This is a genomic window from Aeromicrobium changchenzhani (genome assembly GCF_057586615.1).
In genome coordinates, this window is sequence record NZ_CM172480.1 from 882,513 (window position 1) to 903,787 (window position 21,275).

Sequence of the window (21,275 nt, forward strand, 5' to 3'; positions counted from 1 at the left end):
ATGAGTGCCATGAGCGCCACGGCCGAACCGGTCGAGCCGGTCTCCCGCGGCTGGATCCTCGTCGTCACGCTGGTCAATCTCGGTACGTTCGTTGCATTCTTCGGGCCGATCCAGGTCTTGTTGGCCACTCAGGCTGAGGCCTTCAACCCCGATCACAAAGAAGCAATTCTCGCCCTTGCCACGGGCTGTGGCGCCGCGGTCTCGATGATCTCCAATCCGCTGTTCGGCGCATTGTCGGACCGAACCCGCTCGCGCTTCGGCCGGCGGGTTCCGTGGATCGCAGGTGGTTCGATCATCGGTGCGGCGGCGCTGATCTTCCTGGCCGGAGCGCCCTCGATTGCCGCAATGGTGATCGGTTGGTGTGTCGTACAGGCTGCCGTCAATGCGATGCTTGCTGCAATCACCGCGGTGCTCCCCGACCTCGTCCCGCGCGGGCAGCGTGCGTTGGTTGGCGGCTTCTTTGGCCTCGGCCAAACGCTCGGCATACTCGTCGGCGTCGGGCTGGCGATCGCGTTCGGCGGTTTCCGGGCCGGCTACATCGCGTGCGCGGTCTTCCTCGTGCTCAGTGTCATCCCGTATGTTCTTCGCAGCCGCGACACGCCGCTGACCGACGTACGCGATGATTCGCCCGGGTTCAAGGCATTCCTGCAATCGTTCTGGATTTCGCCGCGCGAACATCCGGACTACGCCTGGGCTTGGGGCACGCGGTTCCTAGTCAACCTCGGCAATGCGATCGCGACGCTGTATCTGCTCTTCTATCTCGATGACGAAGTCGGACTGAAAGATCCCGAAAGCGGACTGTTTATCCTGATCGCGCTCTACAGCGTCGTGGTCGCAGCGACCGCCGTCATTGCCGGCCGGATGTCCGACCGAATCGGCAAGCGCCGGATCTTTGTCGTGATCGCGGGCGTCGTGATCGCCGTCGCGACCCTGATCCTTGCCTTCTTCCCGACGTGGTCCGCAGCGATCGTCGCCGCGATCATCCTCGGTATCGGCTTCGGTGCTTTCATCGCGGTCGATATCGCGATCATCACCGAGGTCCTGCCGAGCGCCGGCGACCGAGGCAAGGATCTTGGCGTGATCAACATCGCGAATGCGATGCCGCAAGTGTTGGCACCGGTCATCGCAGCGCCGATCGTGACGGTGATGGGCGGCTATCAGGTCTTGTATGTCGTTGCGGCAGTCATTGGTGTGATCGGATCAACCGCGGTCGTTCGGATTAAATCCGTCGCCTAGACGTGGTTAGCTTTGTTCCAGCCGAACTGCCGACCAGGCGTCACCGAGCTGGACGGTATCGACGCACTTCCAGCCATAATCCTCAACGAGTCCGCTGACTGCAGTCGGCTCGATCTTGCTGCGGCTGTCCGCACGGTGCGAGATCCATACCGATGGGGTAGAGCCGAGCTGCGGCAGTACCTCGTCGACCTCGGCCAGAAGTTCGTCCCAGTCATCGACGAACAGGATCGCGACGCGCATACCGTCGGTTGCTTCGTCGAACATCTCGGCGCCCTCGGGCAGTGGATCGAGCAGTGCGGACTCTTCTTCACTGGTGGCGATCACCCAGATGATGTCGTTGACCTCAATGCGGAGTTTCTCGGCGTTGGTCGGTTCGATCATGCAGACATCGTACGTGGCTCGCGCCGAACGGCCGACAGGTCACGGATTGCCCGGTCGACCGCGAGCCCCTTCTGCTCAAACCGAGTCATGACGCGGCCTTCGAAGCGTGGTGACCAATCAGCCGGCGCATCGAACTCGTCGGATGCAATCAGAACGCCCCGCATCTGGTCGGCATAGTTCTGCCAGTCGGTCGCGAGCCGCCAGACACCGCCAGGCTTGAGTACGCGCGCCGCCGTGTGGGCAAAATGGTCGGTCACGAGTCGGCGTTTGCGATGGCGCAACTTGTGCCATGGGTCGGGGAAGAACACCCAGAGCTCCTCGATCGAGGCCGGCGCGAGTGACGTTTCCAGTGCTTCTGCGGCGTTGAGCAGTCCGATCCGTACGTTGTCGACTTCCCGGTGGCGCATCGAGACGAGCGTCTGTGCGATGCCGGGAATGTAGACCTCGAGGGCAAGGAAATCGGTGTCAGGATTCTCCGCCGCAGCGTGCACGATCGCTTCGCCGCGGCCGCTGCCGATCTCGACGATGAGCGGTGCATCGCGGCCGAAAGCGTTGACTGGATCGAAGCGCCAGTCAGGATCGACTGATGTATTGGAGTCGCTGCGCGGCAAATCTAAGACGTACCGATCGGCCATGTCATCCCACGCTCGTTGCTGGCGTTCGGTCAGGCGGCCGCCGCGCCGAGTGAACGAGACAGCTCGGCGTTGAAAGACCTCGAGATCTGGGGAGCTGTCCACCGCTGCAGCCTACTAAGAGGCCGATCTCACGGCCACTCCTGACCTCGAGATTTGTTCGAGATGGCGAGATTTGTTCGAAATGACCCCTTTTGGTTGCGGAAAACAGGCTGAAATCGCACAAGTCTTGGGTTGGAGCATCTCCAACTCTTCGATCAGTCTGGCCGGCCGCTCGCCCCGAAACTCGATTCGAACCGCGACGAATGCGGCGATGATTGTGGGGCTGATGCGAACGGACGCACCTGGGCACCCGTTCCGCTGGAGACTGGGGCGACAGCATTGAATGTGTTCCCGTTGTCACTAATCTCGACGATTACCGCAACGAACGGACAATTGGTCGCTGATCGGGACGCCAAAGCGGACGCTCCCAAACCGCCGTTCCTGAAGGTCCCGGCCGTGCTGTCAACCAATGCGACCCCCAAAAAAGGTGTCGAGAACAACAACTAATTCGGGCACAAATTGCGATTGCGCAGCGTTGGATAGAGTAAGACCACAGACTTCACCTCGAAGCAGCACTATGGAGGAAACCATGCAGAGCAGAAACCCCGTTTTTGCCCGCAATGACGAGTTCAACGGCCGGGCCACCTCGGCCCAGACCAACCCGTCGCAGTGGCAGATCGACCTCAACGACAAGAGCCCGGTCCAGCCTGCTGGACAGGGTCGTATGACGATCGACACGGTGGTCGAAAAGACTGCCATCACGCTCGGGCTGCTCACGCTTGCCGCCGCCGTCGCGTGGTTCATGATCGGTGATATTGCCGATCAAAGCTCGCTCAACAAGGCGTTTGCATTCTCCTTCGGCGGTGCGATGATCGGGTTCGGCCTGTCAATGGTCAACTCGTTCAAGAAGGTTGTCAGCCCACCGCTGGTGCTGGCCTTCGCTGTGGTGGAAGGTGTTTTCGTCGGTGCGTTCTCCAAGATCGTTTCCAGCTATGTCGGCGACCCGATCATCGTCTTCCAAGCGGTTCTAGCCACGATTGTTGCTTTTGCTGGCACGCTTGCGGCCTACAAGTTCTTCAACATCAAGGTCACGGACAAGTTCCGCAAGGTCGTCACGATCGCGATGTTCAGCTTCGTCGGCCTGATGCTCGTCAATATGGTGCTCAGCCTCACCGGCGTTCTAGGTGATGGCGGACTGCGCAACATGGGCGGCCTCGGCCTGCTTGTCTCCGCGGTTGCAGTTGTCATCGCGGTGTTCATGCTGATCATGGACTTCGACTACGTTGAGCGCGGCGTCGCGGCTCAGCTGCCCGAGTCCGAGTCTTGGCGTGCGGCCTTCGGCCTGACCGTCACCTTGGTCTGGCTCTACATCGAGATCCTGCGGATCCTCGCAATCCTGCGCGGTAGCGACTAATTAGACTAATTAGTTAGTGGGAGAGATCGGCGTCCGTACGCCGCCTCCTGCGTAGCGTGGCCCAGCGGCCGGTTTGGACAAGTTCCGTACCGGCGTGCTGGGCCGCTTGCGTTGCGGCCTCGTCGACCGGCAGCATTTGCCGCGGCGATTGCGGGTGGACGGGTGCGTCGTAGGCCGAATCGATAGCCCGCTCATGCAGCGCGGCAGCGATCGACGGCAGGACGACTGAAACCAAATGGCCATAGCCGGCTTCGGACGGATGAAAGTGATCCTCGCCGAACATCATCTCGGACTGCGAAGCGAACACCGGCCCGAGTAGCCCGCCGAGTGAAACCGTGCGACCACCGCCGTGGAGCGTGGCGACAGCCTGCGCGGCGGCCAAATGTCTGCTGTAGGCGCGGGCGACTGAACGCAATGGTTGGCGCAGCGGTCGCACTGTGCCCAGGTCGGGGCAGGTGCCGACGACAACTTCACAGTCGGCCTCGACAAGGCGGCGCACGACCGCTTCGAGGTGACGTGCCGATTCGCTAATTCGTACGCGGTTGACGACGTCATTCGCGCCGACCACGATCAGCGCAACCTGCGGCATTGCCGCCAACCCTCGGGTGACCTGCTCGTCAAGATCGGACGTGCGTGCGCCCACAACGGCAACGCTTGTGACCGTAACCGGGCATTCGAGGAGGTGGGTGAGACCAAGTCCGACAAGGCCCGGAGGGGTCGCGTCGAGTTTTATCATGCCGTAGCCAACGGCCGCAGAGTCACCCAAAATCAGACACGTAATGGGCTCGCCGGGCAGATCCGCACCAAACTCGGAGTCAGGCAGCGGCGGCCGGGCATCGGACGTTCCGATTATGCGCCTTGCGAGCATCCCTTGGCCCAGCAGCAGGCCATAGAATGTGGTGACAAAGGTGCCACCGCCGACGAGTGCCGACGTAGTGACCTTACGAATCCCAACCATGCACCCAGTCTAAGTTTCCATCGCAAGCGCGAGATTTCCAGGCCGTGGGTAGGTAGCGGGTCCGGTCACAAGCGCTGACGCTTATGCTCGAACCGTGTCCCACTACGTTCCCAATCTCCGTGACGTTGGCGGTATGCCAGCCCTTGATGGCGCTGCCGTCCGCCCCGGTATGGTGCTGCGCAGCGCGATGCCGCTGGCCGATGATCTCGTCGAACCGCAAATCACCTGGCCGCCCAAACTTGTCATCGATCTGCGCTCAAAGGGGGAGTCTGAGGCCGTCCACCCACTCAGTCTGAGTGGGTCGCGGGTCTTGAACTTCCCGCTCCTGAGTTCCTTGAAGCCAGGGATGCAGCCGGCCCGATCGCTCGTTGAGCTCTATCAGGTCATGATCGACAATGCCGCTGACATGCTCGTCAGCATTGTTCGAGAAGTCAGTAGTAGCGAGGGACCGGCGTTGATCCATTGTGCCGCCGGTAAGGATCGCACCGGAGTTTCGATCGCGTTGTTGTTGCGTTTGGTCGGGGTGGATCGGGAGCACGTTGTTGCTGATTTCATGGCCAGTGAGGCCGCGCAAAGTGCAATTGCGGCGCGACTATCGCATCTTCCTGATCGCGGGACGATGCCGCCGATCCCGCCGGCCTTCCTCGCCGTTCCGATTGAAGCAATCGAAGCGGTTCTCGATTTTTGGGATGCTCAGGACGGCGGTGCAGAAGGATGGCTTGCCGCAGCTGGCGCTGAAGATGCCGTGGTGAGCCAGTTGCGGAATACTCTCCTCCTATGAGTTGGTCAGATCTGTTGTTGCCGAGTCGCGAGGTTCCCCTCGGTGGCATACGGGGTATTAAGGTCCAGCGAACCCTTCCCCATCGCGATCTGCCGACCGTGGGACCGTGGTGTTTCGTCGACTATTTTGGCCCGACCAATGAAGCCATGTCCGTGCTTCCGCATCCACATATCGGGCTGCAAACCGTTACCTGGTCACTGCGCGGAAGCATCCAGCACCGGGACAGTCTTGGCAGCGACATCCTGCTCGAGCCGGGCGAGCTGAATCTCATGACCGCTGGCCAAGGTGTATCGCACTCAGAGTTCAGTCTGCTCGAATCAAGCCCGATCCATGGCGTGCAGTTGTGGACTGCGCTGCCCGATCACAGGCGTCACGGACCGGCAGGGTTTGAGCGCCACAAAGACCTTCCGGTGCTGCATGGCGACAATTTTGATGCGACCGTTTTTATGGGGACCTTGGGCGACGCAACGTCGCCAGCAACGGTGTATTCACCGCTGGTCGGAGCCGAACTTGATGTCCGCAAGGGCGCGTCGGTGCTGACCTTGGATCCGGCATTTGAGCACGCGATCATGACGATCGAGGGCAATGTCTCGGTCAATTCGCTGGGACTTCCGCGTACCCAAATGTTGTATCTGAGCCCCGGTCGAACTCAGATCACGATCTCGGCCCATACCCACGCCAGCCTGCTGCTGATCGGCGGCGAGCCGTTCGACGAGGAGCTCGTCATGTGGTGGAATTTCGTCGCCCGTACCCACGATGAGATTATCGAGGCGCGGGACGATTGGGAGCGGGGCAGCGCGCGCTTTGGCGTCGTCGAGGGGCATGGCGGACAGGTCATTCCGGCACCGGGACTGCCCAATGTGCGGCTGACTCCACGCCGACGACGGGCAATCGTCAACAGTTGAGATATCCGGGCACTGGTGGCTGAGAAGCCTTTCGGATGCCGTGGGTATGTGGTGGGGTGCCGTCAGTAGCTGAATTTCCGTCCGCCCGAGAGGAACGCATCATGACCCATTACACCCATAAGGTCGCCGTTGTCACCGGAGCCGGATCTGGAATTGGTCGGGCACTGACGCTCGAACTCGTACGTCGTGGCGCGAGGGTGGCGATTTCGGACTGGAACCGTGCCAGCGTCGAGGAGACCGCCGGACAAGCGGCAGCGCTTGGCGGTGAGGTCAAAACTGATGTGCTCAATGTTGCCGAGCGTGAAGCCTTCCTCGCCTATGCGGAAACGGTCAAGGAGCGCTTTGGCAACGCCAACTTCGTCTTTAACAACGCCGGCATTGCTTTCACCGGCGATGTTGAGGAATCCGAATTCAAGGACATCGACCGCATCATGGACGTTGATTTTTGGGGCGTCGTCAACGGTACGAAGGCGTTTCTCCCGCAACTCATCGACTCCGGTGACGGTCACGTCGTCAACACGTCAAGCATTTTCGGGCTGTTCGCGATGCCGTCGCAGAGCGCCTACAACGCGGCAAAATTTGCGGTTCGCGGATTTACTGAATCACTGCGGCAGGAGATGCTGATCAACAAACGACCGGTCAAAGTGACGTGTGTGCATCCGGGCGGCATCAAGACCAATATCGCACGCAATGCGGGGCAGGCGGAGGGTCGTAATCATGACAATCTCGCAACCTCCTTTGACAAGGTGGCTCGTACCTCGCCGGAAAAAGCTGCCAACGTCATTCTTGATGGTGTCGCGAAAGGCCGACCACGGATCCTCATTGGCGCTGACGCGCTCGTATTGGACGCGTTCGTTCGACTTACCGGATCGGGCTATCAGCGGTTGTTTGCGACGCTGGCTCGCCGAGTTGGCAAACTCTGATCAGGAGCTGAATGGGTAGGGGCCAAAACGTCCCCAAGCAACGAGAATCGACAGCACCAACAAGACTGCGTTTAACAGCAAGAAATGGCTCTCATCGCGCCTAATGTGGGTGTAGAACGCGCCGGTCATCTGGCAGATCAAGCCGATCGCGGCGGTCGGTGCGAGCCAGGTGGCAACGCCGACCAGCGGCGGGACGATGAGCCCAATCGCGGCCAGCACTTCGAGCAGCCCGGCTAACTTGACCGTCGATGCAGAGAAGTCTTCGGCCCATGCCATCGGCCCGGCAATCAGTTTGTCGCGGGGCACCAAAATTTTGGTCATGCCCGCTAGTAGGAATGCGGCGGAAAGCAGCCCTGCTGCACCCCAAAGAACACCATTCACAACGCTACCCCTTGTCTGGTCGAGCCATCGACGTCGACTGTACCGTTGAGTTCGTGGTTTGGCTCGGTAAACGGGGCCGATGGTGCGGCTGCAAGACTGGGGGCATGATCTTGGCCCTCATCGGTAGCACCCGCCCTAACCGGGTTGGCGATCAACTTGCCGACTACATCGTTCCTCGAATTGAGCAGGGGAGCGGCCACTCGGTTGACGTTGTCGACCTACGTTCGCTGGCGTTGCCGCTGCTCGACGAACCCAAACAGCCCTCTGACGGAGACTACGTTCACGCCCATACAAGGACCTGGAGCGAGCGGGTCGTGGGAGCCGACGCGGTCGTCTTTATCACGCCGCAATACAACGGGGGTTATCCGGCGGCAGTCAAGAATGCGATCGACTTCTTGTATGCCGAATGGCGTGACAAGCCGGTCCTCGTCGTCTCGTATGGCAGCAAAGGGGGGCCGGGCAGCAATGCGCAACTCAGCGAGGTGTTGAACTACATCCACGCCGATGTCGTGACCGGTGGCGTCCGAATCGTCATACCGGGGGCCGACTATGGTCCCGACCATCGGCTCCGTCATCCCGCCGATCACGTGGCAGTAGCTGGTGATGATCTGCTCCGTGCGGGGACTGCGCTCACCGAGAAGATCGCGAGCCGCCAACCGAGCGAACGCTAACCTTGACGATGTGACGCTCGATCACTACGGAGGTTCGTATGCGCAATGACTGGGCTGGCCAAATTTTCCCCCATCCCAGCGGGCGCCGGCCAATCCTCGGTGATGTGCTCGGGACCGATCGACGAGCGCCGCTACAAAGCATCATGCGCCGAGGTGCACAGCTCGGTCCGATTTTTGAGCTCAAGATTTTCGAGCAAAAATTTGTCTTCGTCAGCGGTGCGGAACTCGCGGCAGAATTCGCTGACGAGTCGAGATTCGAGAAGGCATTGTCGCCGGCCATCGTGGCACTGCGGGAGTTCGTCGGCCAGGGCTTGTTCACCGCCTACAACGACGAAACCAACTGGGCGCTTGCGCACGAATTGCTCCGTCCTGCCTTCACTAAGCCAGCGATGCAGCGCTATCACCCGATAATGCTGGCGGCCGCCCAAGAGCTGTTCGAGGCCTGGGAATCAGCCGATGGACCGGTTGACGTGTCTGTGGGAATGACAAAGCTGACGATGGAAACGATCAGCCGATCCGCCTTTAGTCACGACTTCGGATCCTTCAGCCGCGCCGCGCCGCATCCGTTCATCCCCGCCATGGTGGCGGCGCTCCAGGCGGGACAAGTCAAAGGATCGATTGCGTCGATGCCGGGTGGATCGATGTTGGCGCGCCGGATCGATCGCCAGAATGCGCATCACCAAGCGTATGTCGACTCGCTGCTTGACGACATCATTCGTGAGCGTCGGGCCGATGGTGCGGCGCCCGAGAACGATCTGCTCGGAATCATGCTCGAACCGCCCGCGCAACTCGACGATCTGAACATTCGGCATCAGATTCTGACCTTTCTTGTCGCCGGGCATGAAACCACATCGGGGGCGCTGTCCTTCGCGCTCTACTATCTGTCGCGCAATGGGGACGTGCTGACCGCTGCGCAGGCGGAAACCGATCGGATTCTCGGTCCCGACCGCGACGCCGAGCCGACTTTCGAGCAGATCGCCAAGTTCCGCTACCTGCGTCGGGTCCTCGATGAGACGCTCCGGCTGTGGCCCACGGCGCCAGCCTTCACTCGCAGTCCACGTGAGGCCACAACGCTGAGCTCAGGTCATCGGATGCGGCCGCAGGATTGGGCGATCGTCGTTCTCCCGATGATTCATCGCGACAAAGCCGTATGGGGTCCCGACGCCGATGAATTCGACCCCGATCGATTCCTGCCCGAGCATTCACGCGGCCGCATGCCGCAGACCTACAAACCATTCGGCACCGGCGAACGGTCCTGTATCGGGCGTCAGTTCGCCCTGCATGAAGCCGTACTGGTTCTGGCAAGGCTGCTGCATCGCTTCGACATCGCTGGCGACCTCGACTATGAACTCAAGGTCGCCGAACGGTTGACGTTGATGCCCGAGGGTTTCGAACTCGTACTGACGCCGCGAACTCCCCAGCGTCCAGCCGAATAGCCCAAAGGCCGAATAGCTCGAAGGATGTATGGACGGCTCAGGAGTCGAATTTGATGCCGGTCGCGTGCAGCGGGCAGTAGCCGTTCGGCTCGCGGAAGAGATATTGCTGGTGGAAAGCTTCGGCGTAGTAGTAGGCCTCAAGCGGCACAATCGAGGTCGCGATCTCGCCGTAGCCCTGAGCAGTCAGCTGCTTCTGATAATGATCGCGTGATGCCTCGGCGACCGATTGCTGTTCGGGGGTGGTGGTCAGAATGATCGATCGGTAATTGCTGCCGCGGTCATTGCCTTGGCGCATGACCTGCGTTGGGTCATGGTTCTCCCAGAACACTTTGAGCAGGTCATCGTAGGAGAGTTTTGCTGGATCGAAGATGATTCTGACGACCTCGGCGTGGCCAGTGTGTTTGGAGCAGACTTCCTCGTAGGTGGGGTTGGGCGTCACCCCGCCGGCATAACCGACCGAGGTGGACCAGACTCCGGGCACCGACCAGAAGGTCTTTTCCTCGCCCCAGAAACAGCCGAGTCCGACGACCGCAACCGAGAAGCCGGTGGGTGCCTCGGTCTCGACCGGGGTGCCGAGCGCCAGATGGGTGCCCCCGACCTCGAAGCCGCGTGTGGCGCGGCCGGGCAGGGCATTCGAGCGGTCGGGTAATGGGGTTGCGGCACGGTTGAAGATCATGAAGTCCACCTTTCAACTTGATCCTACGTGAGGGGCAATGGAGGATCTGGTCTCATGTCGATGCGATCGTGTTGCCACGGCAAGGAACGCCAAGCCAACGCAACCGGCCAATGCCGATGCCGCCAACACTCCCACTTTGGCCTGGGCGATGAGCAGCTGATCTTGCGGGAACGACAGTCCAACGATGAAAAGTGAAACGGTGAACCCGACACCCCCGACAATGCCTAGGCCGACCATCATTGACCACGTCGTACGTTCGGGCAGCCGGCCAAGCCCGAGCCGGATCACAAGCCATGAAGCGGCAGTGATTCCCACAACTTTGCCGACTAGCAAACCCATGGCAATTCCGATCGTGACCGGTGAGTGCAGCGCATCACTGACAACTCCGCCGCGCAGATCGACCCCGGCATTGGCCAACGCAAAAATGGGCAGGATCACAAAACTGCTGACCGGATGCAAATGGTGCTCGAGGCGCGTAACGACCGGCAATGATTCACGCAACAGAAAACCTAACCGCCGCATCTCCTCATGACTCAGATTGTCGTCGGCAAGAGCGCGCCGGGCGTACCTTCTAGCGACACGTTCGCGGAGCAGCGGGTGAGCCGGAGCCAACAACCCGATGATGACGCCCGCGATCGTTGCATGAACCCCCGATTGGTAGGTGGCGAACCACGTGAAGAGGCCGAAGGTGACGTAAATCGGCAGCTGCCACACACGTACCCGGGCTAACACCACGATTCCGATTAGCGCGATGACCGCGGCCAGCAGCCAGCCGAGTGAAAGATCGGCGGTATAAAAGATCGCGATGACCGTTATGGCGCCGATGTCGTCCACGACTGCGAGCGTGAGCAAGAAGATTCGGGCCGCGGGTGGGATTCGGCTACCAAGCAGGCTGAGGATGCCGACTGCGAACGCGATGTCGGTCGCCATGGGTATGCCCCAGCCATGGGCGCCTTCGGAGCGACCAGCAATCAAGACAAAGATCAGCGCTGGCACGGCCATACCTCCGAAGGCGGCAATGATGGGGACGGAAGCGACCCGCAGATCGCGCAGATGCCCGGCCACAATCTCGTACTTGATCTCAAGTCCCACAACGAAGAAGAAGATCGCCATGAGGCCATCATTGACCCAGCCTCGAAGACTCTCGGAGAGTTCCGCCGAGCCGGCAGAGAAGCTGATGTTGGTGTTCCAGAGGTTTAGATACGAGTCTGACCAAGATGAATTTGCCCAGATCAAAGCGGTGAGGGCCGCGGTCAGCAGCAACATTCCACCAGCGGCTTCCACTTTGAAAAACTCCACCATGGGGCGTGCAACATAACGTGCCAACAGCCGGTCGCTGGTCAGGAAAATTGGTCCTTGGCGCCAAACCTCATCATTGGCTGGGCGGCGATCGGACGTCATCGGTGGGGTGCCAATGCGCGCTCGATGGTAGTTCGGTCGGTTCGACGGACCACGCGCGCTCCTTAGCCAGACAATGGTGCCCAGAGTTGTCACTCGCGGTGGCGCAGCACGATGGCAGTGCCATCGGCGGGGCAACCGCCTTCTCTTGCAGCGTAGATCCTGAGCGCGGCAACAACGTCAGGTGGGTGAAGAGCGCCTGCGCATGGCAGACTTGGACGGCCGTTGTGTATCTGTCACCGCCAGCATGGTGCATTGTGAGTGGCAGTTTGGATGCCATCAGCTTTTTGGCGCTGGGTGAGGCTTTCGCCAGTGTCATGACCGGCGCGTTGCTGGGCAGCTTGGTCCTGACCCACTTACGTCCGGCCGCGCTGTTGGTGCCGACGGTTTCACTCGCGACCGTCCTGTTGATCCGGTTGGCGTATGACCGTTGGGGTGTGGGATCTTCGCTGGAAGTAGACGACCGAATCAGCTAAGCGGCAGCGCTGCCGAGCGCTGCTGCCGTCCGGGTGATTTACGTCGAACAGCTCGCCCTGATCGCCCGATGAGGCAACGGTGGTTAGGCTCATCCCCGAGGTGGTGAAATCAGTGTCTGAACGGCTTCAGATCCCAATCGGTGTTGAAATCGCCGCAGCGTGGGCTTGGCGACTTCTTGTCATCGCCGGCGCCGGGGCGATTGGCATCTGGTTGATGCGGTATTTCTCGGAAGTAACGGTCCCAGTCGCGATCGCGCTGCTTGGCACCGCGCTCACCATTGGCGCCGTCGATTTCCTTGATCGACACGGCGTGCCGCGGGTGGTGGCGACATTCATTGTGGTCATCGGCGTACTCGTGCTGTTCTTCGGCATGCTCGCCCTCGTCGGCCAGCAACTGTCCACCCAAGTCGCTGATCTGAAGGCCAATATTGTCCAAGGCATCACCCAGGTTCAGACCTGGCTGACCACCGGTCCGCTCGGGCTCACCGACGCTCAGCTTCAGACCTGGGTTGATCAGGTCACCAACACGATTTCCTCGAGCGACACCTCACTCCTGACTCGGATCTCTGAGATCGGGTCGCGAATCACCCACGTTGTGGCAGGCTTCTTCATCGCCGTGTTTTCGCTCTTCTTCTTCCTGTATGAGGGGGAGCGCATCTGGGCTTGGGCAGTTATCTTGTTTCCGCGCGCTGCCCAGGGCAAGGTCAATTCTTCCGGTCACACGGCATGGGCGTCGTTGACCGCGTTCGTACGGGCGACTGTTCTGGTTGCTTTGACTGATGCGCTTGGCATCGCGCTCATGGCATGGGTTCTCGGCGTGCCGCTGACGCTTGCGATCGGTGTGCTCGTGTTTCTCGGCGCGTTTGTCCCGGTTATCGGTGCTTTCCTCTCCGGGCTGGTGGCCGTGCTCGTTGCATTGGTGGCGCAGGGTCCGTGGACGGCGCTGTTCATGTTGCTCGCCGTGGTGGCAGTCCAGCAGTTGGAGTCCCACGTCCTGCAGCCCTTCCTGATGGGTCGACTGGTGGCGGTGCATCCCTTGGCAATCATCATTGCGATCGCCACCGGTGTCATTACCGCGGGCATCGTCGGCGCCTTGATCGCGGTACCGCTGGCCGCGAGCCTCAACGGCGTCGTGCGGCACCTTGCCAGTTTTGCCGACGAACAGGAAGTCCTGAATGAAGATCCTGGGATCACCGGTTTCGGTTCTGCCTGATCGTTGCCAGCGCACAAATGGGATCTGGGTCACATCCCTTCGGCCGGGTGGCCTACTGTAAAACTGTGGACGTATCTGACCTAGAAGCAGCACGTGAATTGCTGCAGGGTGTATCCCTGACAACTCCGACCGAAGAGTCCCGATGGCTGTCCAAAATCGCCGGGACTCAGGTCTTTCTGAAATGTGAGAATCTCCAGCGCGCGGGTTCGTTCAAAATCCGCGGCGCCTATACGCGAATAGCGCGCCTGAGCGATGAGGAACGATCCCGAGGCGTCGTCGCGGCGAGCGCCGGCAATCATGCCCAGGGTGTTGCTCTTGCGGCTTCCTTGCTGGGCGCCAAATCCACGATCTTCATGCCCGAAGGCGCCGCCCTGCCAAAGGTCAGCGCCACTCGTGCCTATGGAGCGGATGTCGAGTTCTATGGCAACGGGGTGACCCAGGCACTCGAAGCGGCAGTCGAGTTCGCCGACCGTACCGGCGCAACGCTGATCCACCCGTTCGACCATGCCGACATCATGGCGGGACAGGGAACCGTCGGCCTCGAAATCCTCGAGCAAGTTCCCGACGTCAAGACGATCCTCGTGCCCGTTGGCGGCGGCGGTCTCGCCGGCGGTATTTCGTTAATCCGCAAGACTCATCCCGACATACGTATCGTTGGTGTCCAGTCTGAGGGCGTTTCGTCCTACGGGCCGTCCTTGCTCGCTGGGCATCCGGTGCAGGTCGAAATGCATGACACGATGGCTGATGGAATTGCCGTGACCCGGCCGGGCGATCTGCCATTCTCGATCATTTCCGAGACGGTCGATGACGTCATAACGGTCAGTGAGGAATCGCTCAGTCAATCGCTGGTCATGCTGTTGGAACGCGCCAAACTCTTGGTCGAGCCGTCCGGCGCGGCCGGTGTTGCCGCGATCTTGGAGAACCCCGACGGGTTCGAGGGGCCGATCGTCTGTGTGTTGTCGGGCGGCAACATCGACGCCTTGGTATTGCTAGATGTCATCCGGCACGGACTCGCTGCCGCTGGCCGGTTCCTGAATTTCCGTGCGCGAATTTCGGATCGACCCGGTGCATTGATGGGGCTACTCGCCGATATCGCCGCGGCGCAGGTCAATGTACTTAACGTGACCCACGACCGGGCATCGGAATCACTCGGCGTCCACCAGGTCGATGTCGCGGTCCAGGTTGCCACGCGTGGTGCAGAGCATCGCGATGAGTTGCTGTCGAAGCTCGAAGGACTCGGCTACGACATCAACCGAGACGACTGGCCCACCGGCTGACATACGCCGATGGGCCAGTACCCGCTAAAACTCAGTGCCCGCTAAAACTGCGAGTCAGAACGGCTTAGCGTTGAGGATTTTGACCTCGATGGTCTTGCCGGTGGGGGTTGCGTACGACGCGGTTGTGCCCTTGCGCATACCGAGGATCGCGACGCCGAGCGGTGATTCGGGGGAGTAGACGTCGATGTCGATTTTCGAGTCGCGGGCGAGGAGTTCGCGGGAGCCGAGCAGGAAGGATTCGTCCTCTGTGCTGCCCTTGAAGCGGACCGTGATGATCATGCCGGACTCGACGAGGCCGTCGTCGGCTCGCTTTTCGCCGATTTCGGCGCGATTGAGCATGTCCTCAAGTTGACGGATGCGGGCTTCGGTCTTGCCCTGTTCCTCGCGGGCGGCGTGATAGCCGCCGTTCTCCTTGAGGTCACCCTCGTCGCGCGCGGCGGCAATCTTGGCAGTGATGTCGGCGCGGATCTCGCCACGAAGATGATCCAGCTCGGCCTTCAGACGGTCAAAGGCGTCCTGGGTCACCCAGATTGTGCCTTGCTCGGTCGGCTGAGTCATGTTTCATATCTCCTATACGTGCGGCACCCCAGGCCTGCGCCCGGGGTGAAACAGCAAGATTATCACTTTATGTGAGGTTTTGCAGCGCTCAAGGTTGCGCAGCCGTCACGGTCGTACATGCTTTGAGTACGCCCGTGACGGCGCGTCTTTCGGTTTTAACAGTGATTGATTTGCGCAGGCTCGTTTGGCTGGATGCTGGGATTATCACCGTACGCTCACCGACGATCGAGTGGTCCTCGCCCTGCGCATATACGGTGCATTCCAACTTCACTGGTTTTGGCCGTTGGAGGTCGAGCCGAACGGTCGTTTGATGATCGCTGATGACGTCATAGCTGTAGACCCGCGCTTGGAAAGGTTTGTCCGCCGTCGCAACCCATAGGACCCACGCCAGTGCGGCAACGATGGCGATTCCGGCGAGGACCGGGAGTAGCCAGCGGGGCCTACGACGTGTGCCGTAGCGTGCCTCGAGATCGGTCATGGAAAGATTGTCTCAGCCAACTGATCTCAGGAGTACTGTGGCCGAGCAACTGCGTCTGATGCATGTACACGCGCATCCCGACGATGAATCGAGTAAGGGTGCCGCCTCGACGGCCAAATATGTTGCCGAGGGCGTCGACGTCCATGTCGCGACGTGTACCGGTGGTGAGCGGGGTTCGATCCTCAATCCCGGCTTCAACCACCCGGGAATTTTAGACAACCCTGAGTTGATCGGCGAGATTCGGCGTGAAGAGATGGATCGGGCGCGCGAAATCCTCGGGATCAAGCAGGATTGGCTCGGCTTCGTCGATTCGGGTTGGCCCGAGGGCAATCCCAAACCGCCGCTGCCGGACAACTGTTTTGCGATGGTGCCACTCGAAGCGGCAGCCGAGCCGCTCGTGCGACTCATCCGATCATTCCGTCCACATGTGCTGACGACATATGACGAAAACGGTGGCTACCCGCATCCCGATCACATCAAATGCCACGAGATCAGCGTGTATGCCTATGAGAAGGCAGCCGATCCGGCGGCATACCCCGAGTGCGGTGAGCCGTGGCAGGTTTCGAAACTCTACTACCATTTGGGCTGGAGCTACCCGCGGATCAAGGCGATCAGCGATGAATTGGCACGCCATGGTCTGGAGAACCCGTATGCCGATCGCCTTGCGAAGTGGGTCCTCAAGGAGGAAGACAGCGTCCGTCTGACGACACGGGTCGAATGCTCTGAATACTTTGTGGTGCGCGATGAGGCGCTGTTGGCCCATGCCACGCAGATTGACCCGCTCGGCTTTTGGTTCGCGATCCCGCACGAGGTGCAGGCACAAGCCTGGCCTACTGAGGACTTCCAGCTCGTCGACTCCATCGTAGAGACCTCGATCCCCGAAGAAGATCTCTTCGCCGGTCTCCGCTGAGCCGCCGGCGGGCGTTAACGCGTAGACTGCAGCCATGAACACCCTCGCCCTCGCCGTGATCGCCGCTGCGGAAAAGCCGTTCGATCCCAATGACGTGCGGCCCGGTTTGGTCGCTTTTATCATCGTGGTCCTGATGTGTGTGGCCACCGCACTCTTGCTGGTCAGTTTCGTCAAGCACAGTCGGAAGGCACGCGAACCTTGGGAGAGCGAGAAGCGCGACAGCCCAGCGCCGTGAATTGGCTTATTGCTGCAAAGGCGGCGGTCCGGTCACATCGCGCCCCTCGCTCGACTAGCCGAGCGTCGTAGCGAACATTGCTCGCTGGATCCGACGATCTTCCTTCTTGCCGATGTAGCTGACTTCGTAGATAACTCCACTCGTGTCTTGCAGGAGCAGTGTTGTCGTGTGGCGGCCATCCTCGGCGCGGTTGGCATAGTGAGCGCGAAGGACGTTCTTGGCCTTGAACGCAATCTCTCCTAATGTCATGCCAGCAGCACTCTTCGGAAGCTCATCGATCAGCTGGTTAAAGTTGCCCACCATCGTATGCGTGTCAGGAGACGCGGGAACGATCCGGTAAGTCAATACAGCGCCGTCGTGCTTCGCGGATTTGTAGATGTACTGTTCATTTTCCCCCACGCCCGCAGTCCCACCAGGAATGACGGACTTTAACTCCGAGGGAATCGAAACCGTCCAAGAGTCATTGAGAGTGACCCGCTTCATGTCCGTCAACTTCGACGGATTGACTGGGGCAACACCTTCAGGAGTGGCTTCGATTTCAAGACTGGACTGGGTGACACGATCAATCCAGTACCGGTCCCACTTGTCGCTGCTGATGTCAGGAACCTGGCCTTTGGGGAACGCCTCGAAGCCCTCGCCCGGATTGTCGCCGTCCTTCGCGCAACCAGTGCCGGTGCCGCCATTCGTCTCATGCACGAAGTAATCACCGTCACTGCACATGTGTTCGGCTGGAAAGCCACATCCTGAAATGATCAGGGCGGACACAAACCCAACCAGTGCTGCCAATGTGCGGACCATGTTGATCACCTGTCATGGGTGGTGCTGCCAGCCGGACACGCCCAACTGCCTTAAATTGTGACCCTAACCGTACTGACCAGCGTCGGCCTCGCCACCACCAGTGATGTCGGCAATGCCGCAGTCGGCTGGCCAGGCACCGTGGAAATCTCTTGATGGCAAGGTAGGGATGTGACCAACCGACTTGCGCACTCAACTTCGCCGTACCTCCTGCAACACAAGGACAATCCGGTCGATTGGTATGAATGGGGCGCCGAGGCGCTGAACGCGGCCGTCGAACAAGACCGGCCGATCTTCCTGAGCGTCGGCTATGCGGCTTGCCACTGGTGCCACGTCATGGCGCATGAGTCATTCGAAGACGCCGCGACTGCGGACTTCCTCAACGCGCACTTCATCAGCATCAAGGTCGATCGTGAGGAGCGCCCAGATCTCGACGCCGTTTACATGGCCGCCACCCAGGCGATGACCGGCCAGGGTGGCTGGCCCATGACCTGCATACTCACGCCGGACGGCCGACCATTCTTCGCCGGAACCTACTTCCCGCCTGAGCCGCGCCACGGCATGCCGTCATTTGGGCAGGTCCTCGGATCGCTCGCCGATGCGTGGGAGAACCGCCGCGATGAGGTCGAGACGATCGGAGCCGAAGTCGTGTCCCATTTGACGGCCCGCGCTGGCGGCGTGGGTGAGGCGCTCGACGACGAAACGCTTGAGGTCGCTGCTGCGCTGCTGGCACGCGAATACGACCACGACGCCGGCGGGTTCGGGACGAGTCCGAAGTTTCCGCCGTCTATGGTGCTGGAGTTTTTGCTGCGGCACGGTGTGCGGACTGAGCAGGCCGATGTGCTCGACATGGTCGAGGGCACCTGTGAGGTCATGGCCCGCGGCGGCATGTACGACCAACTCGCCGGCGGCTTTGCCCGTTATAGCGTTGACCGGTTTTGGCGGGTTCCGCATTTCGAGAAGATGCTCTACGACAACGCGCAGTTGCTGCGGATCTACCTGCATCAATGGCGCTGCAACGGATCGCCATTGGCGCGTCGAATTGCGGCCGAGACGGCCGAGTTCCTGCTGGCCGAAATGCGGACTGAGCAGGGCGGCTTCGCATCGGCATTGGATGCCGACAGCGATGGCCACGAGGGAACATTCTATGTATGGACACCCGAACAACTCGTCGAAGTGTTGGGCGAGGTCGATGGTCGCTGGGCCGCCGACCTGCTCGGGGTCAGCGCGGACGGAACCTTCGAGGCAGGCTCCTCCACGCTCCAGTTGCGTACCGATCCTGACGACATAGATCGCTGGGCCCGCATACAGGAGCTGTTGTTAACTGCTCGTGCGCTGCGGACCCGGCCGGCTCGTGACGACAAGGTGGTCGCGGCGTGGAATGGGTTGGCTATCACCGCGCTCGTCGAGGCTGGCGTCCTGCTCGAGGAACCACGATTTGTCGAGGCGGCGATCACGGCAGCGGAATTATTGGTCGATCTGCATACTGCGTCGGACGGTTCGCTGATCCGAACCTCCCGGTTGGGTGTGGCATCGGCGCATGCGGGGGTTCTTGAGGACTACGGCTGTGTTGCTGAGGCCTATCTCGCGGTGCTCGGCCGCACTGGCGACGCGGTGTGGCTCGAACGTGCCCGCGACCTGCTCGACCGGGTCCTTGCCGTGTTCGCCGATCCTGCCGGCGGGTTCTTCGACACCGCAACTGACGCAGAAGCTCTGGTCATGCGTCCCAAAGACGTCTCGGATAACGCGTCGCCCTCAGGTTCGTCGGCGGTCGCGCACGCGTTCATCGCCATGGGCGCCATCACCGGGGATGCGCGGTGGTCCGATGCAGCTCGCTCGGCACTCGAGTCGGCCGCCGATGTTGCTCGTCGTGCGCCACGGTTCGCGGGCTGGACACTCGCCGCCGCCGAAGCCGTGCGGTCAGGTCCGTTGGAGATTGCCATCGTCGGTCCGGCCGGTGCCCGCGATGGGCTTTACCGGGCGGCACTGGCTAGGGCCCCGGGCGGTTCGGTCATCGTTGGCGGGGCGCCAGGGTTGAAGATCCCACTGTTTGAGGGCCGCGAAATGGTCGACACCATGCCTACGGCATATGTGTGTCAAAACTTCACCTGCCGACTCCCAATCACCAATCCCCAAGATTTGTTCAGTTAGGGCCCGTTTGAGGGTCTTGAGTTCAAGGAGTCGACGCAACACTCTGAATTTTGGAGTGCTGTATGGGCCGTTTCCCTGATGTTGATCGTCAGCGTGGGTTTTGGATTCGGGTTCGTGAGGGCTTGTCGACCGCGGAGGCTGCTCGGGCTGCGGGTGTGTCGGTTGAAACGGCCAAGAAGTGGGTGCGCAAAGGTGGCGGTATGCCGCCAATGTCGCTGGTCCTGCCCGCAACGAGTCGTTATCTGAGTGTTGCCGATCGCGAGCGGATTCACGCCGGCCTGCATGCTGATGAATCGATCCGATCGATTGCCCGGTCGATCGGCCGGGCGCCCTCAACGGTGCTACGTGAATTGCGGGCGAACATGTATCACCAGCAGTACCGGTCCTTGGCTGCGTTGAACCCGTCAGTTGCGGGTCGTCCGAGAACCAAGGGCTGGAAATATTCCCCGTCGAAGGCCCACCGGCGTGGTGTTGCCAGACGGGCGCGTCCCAAGCCAGCGAAGTTGGCGACGAACCAACGGCTTCGTGATGAGGTCCAGTTCCGGCTCGAGAAGAAGAAGCACTCGCCCGCGCAGATTGCGAACCGGTTACGGTTGGATTTTCCCGATGAGGCGGAGATGTGGGTGTCACACGAGACGATCTACCAGTCGCTCTATGTCCAGGGCCGAGGTGCGCTCAAACGTGAGCTCACTACCTGCTTACGAACCGGTCGAGCGGTGCGCAAACCCCACCGCAAAGAAGGCCGGCGACAGACCCGGATCAAGGACATGGTCAACATCAGCGAACGACCTGCCGCAGTCGAAGACCGGGCTGTTCCGGGTCATTGGGAAGGCGATCTGATCACCGGTGAGCTGAACAAGTCCGCGATCGGAACGTTGGTCGAACGCAGCACAGGTTTCGTGATGTTGCTTCATCTGCCCGAGCGTCACGGCGCTGAGGAAGTTCAGGACCAGATGATCATCCAGATGGGAAAACTATCCACACAGTTACGCGGATCGGTGACCTGGGACCAAGGCATCGAAATGTCCAACCACAAGGCAATCTCCACCGCTTTGGACATCGACATCTTCTTCTGTGACCCACATTCACCATGGCAGCGGGGCTCGAATGAGAACACCAACGGGCTGCTGCGTCAGTACTTCCCCAAAAGCACCGATCTATCGGGCTACCACGCGGACTATCTCGAGTTCGTCGCGAACCAACTCAATGACCGGCCACGCAAACGCCACCAATGGCGCACCCCCAGAGAAGTCCTCGCCACACTAGTCTGGGACCACGCAAATCAACCCGGTGTTGCGCCGACCGATTGAATCCACCGGTGGTGGAACGGGCTCAAAGTGATCAACAC

At 60.7% G+C, this 21,275-nt stretch carries 24 protein-coding genes; 15 read left to right on the forward strand and 9 right to left on the reverse strand.

Annotated elements, in window-relative coordinates; all coding sequences use genetic code 11:
- Complete coding sequence (locus AC2YB9_RS04485) at window positions 1–1,236, forward strand: MFS transporter (RefSeq protein ID WP_487267558.1); 1,236 nt, start codon at window positions 1–3, stop codon at window positions 1,234–1,236.
- Window positions 1,237–1,242: 6 nt separating this feature from the next.
- Here the strand turns inward: AC2YB9_RS04485 and AC2YB9_RS04490 are convergent, their stop codons facing one another.
- Both AC2YB9_RS04490 and trmB read right to left on the reverse strand, forming a co-directional pair.
- Window positions 1,243–1,617, reverse strand: coding sequence for a hypothetical protein (locus AC2YB9_RS04490; protein WP_487267559.1), 375 nt, complete (start codon window positions 1,615–1,617; stop codon window positions 1,243–1,245).
- On the reverse strand, window positions 1,614–2,354 hold the full coding sequence (trmB, locus tag AC2YB9_RS04495; protein WP_487267560.1) for a tRNA (guanosine(46)-N7)-methyltransferase TrmB: 741 nt from the start codon (window positions 2,352–2,354) through the stop codon (window positions 1,614–1,616). Before trmB ends, AC2YB9_RS04490 begins: the two co-directional genes overlap by 4 nt.
- Window positions 2,355–2,483: 129 nt before the next feature.
- Between trmB and AC2YB9_RS04500 the strand changes: the two genes are divergently transcribed.
- Together AC2YB9_RS04500 and AC2YB9_RS04505 are read left to right on the forward strand one after the other, a co-directional pair.
- A complete protein-coding gene (locus AC2YB9_RS04500; protein ID WP_487267561.1) occupies window positions 2,484–2,798 on the forward strand; it encodes a hypothetical protein in 315 nt (104 codons plus the stop codon).
- Window positions 2,799–2,880: 82 nt separating this feature from the next.
- Window positions 2,881–3,705: a Bax inhibitor-1/YccA family protein gene (locus AC2YB9_RS04505; protein WP_487267562.1), complete on the forward strand. Its 825-nt coding sequence runs from the start codon at window positions 2,881–2,883 to the stop codon at window positions 3,703–3,705.
- 13 nt (window positions 3,706–3,718) lie between these two features.
- On the opposite strand, the gene AC2YB9_RS04510 is transcribed toward AC2YB9_RS04505, so the two are convergent.
- A complete protein-coding gene (locus tag AC2YB9_RS04510; RefSeq protein ID WP_487267563.1) occupies window positions 3,719–4,663 on the reverse strand; it encodes an SGNH/GDSL hydrolase family protein in 945 nt (314 codons plus the stop codon).
- Between the two features lie 94 nt (window positions 4,664–4,757).
- On the opposite strand from AC2YB9_RS04510, the gene AC2YB9_RS04515 reads away from it, so the two are divergent.
- The 3 genes from AC2YB9_RS04515 (at window position 4,758) to AC2YB9_RS04525 (ending at window position 7,272) form a co-directional block, all read left to right on the forward strand.
- On the forward strand, window positions 4,758–5,444 hold the full coding sequence (locus tag AC2YB9_RS04515; protein WP_487267564.1) for a tyrosine-protein phosphatase: 687 nt from the start codon (window positions 4,758–4,760) through the stop codon (window positions 5,442–5,444).
- Window positions 5,441–6,349 carry a pirin family protein gene (locus tag AC2YB9_RS04520; protein ID WP_487267565.1) on the forward strand — a complete coding sequence of 303 codons (909 nt, stop codon included), beginning with the start codon at window positions 5,441–5,443 and terminating at the stop codon, window positions 6,347–6,349. The genes AC2YB9_RS04515 and AC2YB9_RS04520 overlap by 4 nt, the downstream gene beginning before the upstream one ends.
- A 101-nt stretch (window positions 6,350–6,450) precedes the next feature.
- Window positions 6,451–7,272 carry an SDR family NAD(P)-dependent oxidoreductase gene (locus tag AC2YB9_RS04525; protein WP_487267566.1) on the forward strand — a complete coding sequence of 274 codons (822 nt, stop codon included), beginning with the start codon at window positions 6,451–6,453 and terminating at the stop codon, window positions 7,270–7,272.
- On the opposite strand, the gene AC2YB9_RS04530 is transcribed toward AC2YB9_RS04525, so the two are convergent.
- Window positions 7,273–7,653 (reverse strand): DoxX family protein, encoded by a 381-nt coding sequence (locus AC2YB9_RS04530; RefSeq protein WP_487267567.1) that lies wholly within the window; start codon window positions 7,651–7,653, stop codon window positions 7,273–7,275.
- A gap of 104 nt (window positions 7,654–7,757) precedes the next feature.
- Between AC2YB9_RS04530 and AC2YB9_RS04535 the strand changes: the two genes are divergently transcribed.
- Together AC2YB9_RS04535 and AC2YB9_RS04540 are read left to right on the forward strand one after the other, a co-directional pair.
- Window positions 7,758–8,324 carry an NADPH-dependent FMN reductase gene (locus AC2YB9_RS04535; RefSeq protein ID WP_487267568.1) on the forward strand — a complete coding sequence of 189 codons (567 nt, stop codon included), beginning with the start codon at window positions 7,758–7,760 and terminating at the stop codon, window positions 8,322–8,324.
- 38 nt (window positions 8,325–8,362) lie between these two features.
- Window positions 8,363–9,760: a cytochrome P450 gene (locus AC2YB9_RS04540; RefSeq protein ID WP_487267569.1), complete on the forward strand. Its 1,398-nt coding sequence runs from the start codon at window positions 8,363–8,365 to the stop codon at window positions 9,758–9,760.
- Between the two features lie 37 nt (window positions 9,761–9,797).
- On the opposite strand, the gene msrA is transcribed toward AC2YB9_RS04540, so the two are convergent.
- Together msrA and nhaA are read right to left on the reverse strand one after the other, a co-directional pair.
- Window positions 9,798–10,436 carry a peptide-methionine (S)-S-oxide reductase MsrA gene (gene msrA, locus AC2YB9_RS04545; RefSeq protein WP_487267570.1) on the reverse strand — a complete coding sequence of 213 codons (639 nt, stop codon included), beginning with the start codon at window positions 10,434–10,436 and terminating at the stop codon, window positions 9,798–9,800.
- Window positions 10,437–10,448: 12 nt separating this feature from the next.
- Window positions 10,449–11,837 carry a Na+/H+ antiporter NhaA gene (gene nhaA, locus AC2YB9_RS04550; protein WP_487267571.1) on the reverse strand — a complete coding sequence of 463 codons (1,389 nt, stop codon included), beginning with the start codon at window positions 11,835–11,837 and terminating at the stop codon, window positions 10,449–10,451.
- A 254-nt stretch (window positions 11,838–12,091) separates the two neighbouring features.
- Between nhaA and AC2YB9_RS04555 the strand changes: the two genes are divergently transcribed.
- The 3 genes from AC2YB9_RS04555 (at window position 12,092) to ilvA (ending at window position 14,800) form a co-directional block, all read left to right on the forward strand.
- Complete coding sequence (locus AC2YB9_RS04555) at window positions 12,092–12,310, forward strand: hypothetical protein (RefSeq protein ID WP_487267572.1); 219 nt, start codon at window positions 12,092–12,094, stop codon at window positions 12,308–12,310.
- Window positions 12,311–12,422: 112 nt separating this feature from the next.
- Window positions 12,423–13,523: an AI-2E family transporter gene (locus AC2YB9_RS04560; RefSeq protein ID WP_487267573.1), complete on the forward strand. Its 1,101-nt coding sequence runs from the start codon at window positions 12,423–12,425 to the stop codon at window positions 13,521–13,523.
- 65 nt (window positions 13,524–13,588) lie between these two features.
- Window positions 13,589–14,800, forward strand: coding sequence for a threonine ammonia-lyase (gene ilvA, locus AC2YB9_RS04565; RefSeq protein WP_487267574.1), 1,212 nt, complete (start codon window positions 13,589–13,591; stop codon window positions 14,798–14,800).
- Window positions 14,801–14,854: 54 nt separating this feature from the next.
- Here ilvA and greA read toward each other — a convergent pair whose 3' ends face one another.
- Complete coding sequence (gene greA, locus AC2YB9_RS04570) at window positions 14,855–15,358, reverse strand: transcription elongation factor GreA (protein ID WP_487267575.1); 504 nt, start codon at window positions 15,356–15,358, stop codon at window positions 14,855–14,857.
- 88 nt (window positions 15,359–15,446) lie between these two features.
- The gene (locus AC2YB9_RS04575; RefSeq protein WP_487267576.1) at window positions 15,447–15,836 is read right to left on the reverse strand and encodes a DUF4307 domain-containing protein; all 390 of its coding nucleotides are present in this window, start codon (window positions 15,834–15,836) and stop codon (window positions 15,447–15,449) included.
- Window positions 15,837–15,873: 37 nt separating this feature from the next.
- Between AC2YB9_RS04575 and mca the strand changes: the two genes are divergently transcribed.
- Window positions 15,874–16,746 (forward strand): mycothiol conjugate amidase Mca, encoded by an 873-nt coding sequence (gene mca / locus AC2YB9_RS04580; RefSeq protein WP_487267577.1) that lies wholly within the window; start codon window positions 15,874–15,876, stop codon window positions 16,744–16,746.
- Window positions 16,747–16,780: 34 nt separating this feature from the next.
- On the forward strand, window positions 16,781–16,981 hold the full coding sequence (locus AC2YB9_RS04585) for a hypothetical protein (RefSeq protein ID WP_487267578.1): 201 nt from the start codon (window positions 16,781–16,783) through the stop codon (window positions 16,979–16,981).
- Window positions 16,982–17,035: 54 nt separating this feature from the next.
- Here AC2YB9_RS04585 and AC2YB9_RS04590 read toward each other — a convergent pair whose 3' ends face one another.
- On the reverse strand, window positions 17,036–17,779 hold the full coding sequence (locus AC2YB9_RS04590; protein WP_487267579.1) for a hypothetical protein: 744 nt from the start codon (window positions 17,777–17,779) through the stop codon (window positions 17,036–17,038).
- 168 nt (window positions 17,780–17,947) lie between these two features.
- Between AC2YB9_RS04590 and AC2YB9_RS04595 the strand changes: the two genes are divergently transcribed.
- Both AC2YB9_RS04595 and AC2YB9_RS04600 read left to right on the forward strand, forming a co-directional pair.
- Entirely contained in the window at window positions 17,948–19,927 is a 1,980-nt protein-coding gene (locus AC2YB9_RS04595; protein ID WP_487267580.1) for a thioredoxin domain-containing protein, read from the forward strand.
- Window positions 19,928–19,989: 62 nt separating this feature from the next.
- The gene (locus AC2YB9_RS04600) at window positions 19,990–21,237 is read left to right on the forward strand and encodes an IS30 family transposase (protein ID WP_487266578.1); all 1,248 of its coding nucleotides are present in this window, start codon (window positions 19,990–19,992) and stop codon (window positions 21,235–21,237) included.
- Window positions 21,238–21,275 lie beyond the last annotated feature (38 nt).